The organism is Synechococcus sp. R55.7 (assembly GCF_047461955.1).
GTDB lineage: Bacteria > Cyanobacteriota > Cyanobacteriia > Thermostichales > Thermostichaceae > Thermostichus.
The window spans coordinates 3,707-6,578 of sequence record NZ_JANSIC010000141.1 but is presented as its reverse complement, the minus strand read 5'-3'; the positions used below and the strand labels follow the sequence as shown (position 1 = coordinate 6,578).

3 protein-coding genes are annotated in these 2,872 nt (G+C 58.2%); all 3 read right to left on the bottom strand.

Going from position 1 to position 2,872, the window contains the following annotated elements:
• Nucleotides 1-788, bottom strand: a 788-nt coding sequence (locus NW820_RS08515; protein WP_414407242.1) for an adenosylcobinamide-GDP ribazoletransferase, incomplete at its 3' end; no start/stop codon positions are given.
• Nucleotides 764-1,042 (bottom strand): hypothetical protein, encoded by a 279-nt coding sequence (locus tag NW820_RS08510; RefSeq protein ID WP_011433785.1) that lies wholly within the window; start codon nt 1,040-1,042, stop codon nt 764-766. The genes NW820_RS08515 and NW820_RS08510, both read right to left, overlap by 25 nt.
• A gap of 84 nt (nt 1,043-1,126) precedes the next feature.
• Nucleotides 1,127-2,338 carry an RNA polymerase sigma factor RpoD gene (rpoD, locus tag NW820_RS08505; RefSeq protein ID WP_414383981.1) on the bottom strand — a complete coding sequence of 404 codons (1,212 nt, stop codon included), beginning with the start codon at nt 2,336-2,338 and terminating at the stop codon, nt 1,127-1,129.
• Nucleotides 2,339-2,872 lie beyond the last annotated feature (534 nt).

Below are 2,872 nucleotides of genomic sequence, written 5' to 3'. Positions count from 1 at the left end.
GATCCCCACAGCAATGCTATCGCTTCTGACCATTCCACCGTAGCTCCGTAGGTATCGCCCGTGTGTCCTCCCAACTGGCGGTAGATCCAGTAGCCCACGGCCCAAGCCCCCAGGGCGGATCCCAGCGTCCAGAGCAGCAAAGGGGGCCAAGCCAAGATCCCAGCCCAGCCCAACCCCCCGGTGATGGCCAGCACAAGCAGAGTGCCCGGCCACAGGGATCCCGGCAGGGAAGTGGAGTCTTTGAGGAAGCGGGCGGATCCCTGCTCTCGCAGATAGGGGTACAGGGCAATGGCGAGCAACTGGCCCCAACGCCCCCAGGCGGGCACCAGCAGCAAGAGGGGCCAAGCTCGAACGCTGCTCAGGGCAGCAAATTTCAGCAGCAGCAGCAGCACCAAGGCCAGTACCCCATAGGCCCCGGTGTGGCTATCGCTCATCACCTGCAGACGGCGACGGGATCCCTGCAAGTCAGATTTTTGCCCATCCTCAGTTGACCGTTCCGGATCCCCTTTGTAAGGATTCTTGTGGACATTGATCGCCAAGCCATCGGCAGTATCGGCCACCCCGTCCAGGTGCAGCCCACCGGTCAAGAGAACCCACAGGGCCAAGAGCAAAGCGGCCCGCACCGGATTGGGGAAAATCTGCAGCAGGATCCCAGCCAGGGAGAGGATCCCGCCCAGCAACACACCTACCCCTGGCAGCCAGGCGGCAATGCCCTCAAACGGCAAGTCTCCGACCCACCCCAGAGGCAGGGCCGTGTAGAAAGTCAAGGCTGCCCAGAAGCGCCGCAATCGCTCAGTCCTTGAGTCTGTGTAAAGGGATCCGCCAATCCAGCCCTCTGGGAGAGAAAATAGGAATCCTTGCGAACGGTGCGCCCCACCACAATGGTGAGCTTGACAATGGTGAGCTTGGCCACCAAAGCTCCGATGGCGCCCACCGCGGCCAACACCAGAAAGAGGGCTGCTTTTTCAGAAAGACTGGGATCCGCGGAGTCTGGTTCGAGTTCATGCTGAAGATCCTCCATCGCGCGGGTTGGCAGTTCCAACTCAGTCTGCCTTAGGGGGCCGGGAACTCTCTTGGATCCCTTGCCCCGGCTCTCCCTGAGAGCTAGAAGGAATGGGCCCCAGAGTCACCGGATGTATTCCTTCAACACGCTGTTGCGGTTGGGGTGGCGCAACTTGCGCAGAGCCTTAGCCTCGATCTGCCGGATTCGCTCACGGGTGACATTAAAGATCTGGCCGATCTCCTCCAGCGTTTTCATGCGGCCATCATCCAAGCCGTAGCGCAACTTCAACACATCCCGTTCGCGGGCGGTGAGGGTTTCCAAAACGCTTTCCAGATCTTCTCTGAGCAAGACTTTGGCCACCCGATCCTCCGGCGTCTCCCCATCCGACTCGATAAAGTCTCCCAGCCGAGAATCCTCTTCCTTGCCGATGGGGGTTTCCAAAGAGATGGGAAGCTGGGCCGACTTGGCGATAAAGCGCAACTTCTCGATGGTGATCTCCATGCGGGTGGCGATCTCCTCTTCGGTGGGCTTGCGGCCCAATTCCTGGGAAAGCAACTTGGTTACCTTTTTGATGCGGGAGATCGTCTCGTAGAGGTGGACAGGCAGGCGAATGGTGCGGGATTGGTCGGCAATGGCGCGGGTGATGGCCTGTCGAATCCACCACGTCGCATAGGTGGAGAACTTGTAGCCCTTCTCGTGGTCGAATTTCTCGGCTGCCCGAATCAGGCCCAGGGATCCCTCCTGAATCAGATCTTGAAAAGACAGGCCCCGGTTCATGTACTTTTTGGCGATGGACACCACCAAACGCAGATTAGACTGCACCATCTTTTCTTTGGCCCGCCGCCCCCGATGCAACCGCCGCCGAAATTCCGGCAAGGACATCTTGACCTCTTCTGCCCAGAGGGTGTCTGGCACCTCTTCTGGGTCTGACCAGAGGCCCATACGCTGAAAAACGGCCTCGCGAGCGCGCTCTAGCTCCAGCAGATCGGCAATTTTTCGGGCCAGCTCGATTTCTTCATCGGCCCGCAGCAGCCGAATACGCCCAATTTCCTGCAAGTAGACCCGGATAGAGTCATCGGTGTAGGGCTTTTTCTTACTGGCCGCTTTGCGCTTTGAGCGACCTTTGGCACCGGCGGCGGCAGTCTCTCCATCCTCCTCTGCTGCCTCTTCGTCGTCGTCATCCTCATCAAAAGCATCAGTGTCACCGGTATCCAGTTCGCTCTCGAGGGTATCTGTCTCGGTGTCCAACTCCAGGGCGCTGGAAGGTGGATTTTCCAGATCCGGTTCGAGAAGAGCTGTTTTACCCGATTTCACCAATTCCTTTGCTTGAGCCATGCTGAGTTCCTCGTGATCCTAATCACAGACAAATGAAGGTGACTAAGGGAGCTTAGACGCCAAAGGGAGAGGAGCAAGTTGCAGCTCTGCTGCATCCCACAACGCCAGAGTGAGGGAGCCGATATCCGCAAGCCAAAGCCTGACTTGCCCTAGGCCAGCCTGCCCGCTTCTGAATAACCGATTGCTCGGGTCAATCTGGAAGCAGATATCGCTCATGGAGCTCAACTGAACTGGCGCAAGACTCGTCTTGATGGACGGGGCCTCTCGAGGTGGCGAAAGGTGGATCTTTCTCTTCGTCGATCCTGCGACGGAGTGCGAGGCACTTTACCAAGGGGACGGAACATTCAGCACCTCAACTACTCCAACCCGCGAGGAGAAGATCGCTCTACAGCAGGCGGCAAGTGACCCTGGGAGGAACACTTGCGAGCAACTGTAGCCGTTCACACCAAAACGTCTTCCCTAAATTAGCCCGACCTGGGGGAAACAGCAACGGGGCAGGCAAAGAAAATGTTAAATTCACCTCAACAATGGCCA

Bases quoted from the DNA above. Each gene is read 5' to 3' on its own strand.
- rpoD (WP_414383981.1), bottom strand. From the start codon at position 2,338: ATGGCTCAAGCAAAGGAATTGGTGAAATCGGGTAAAACAGCTCTTCTC.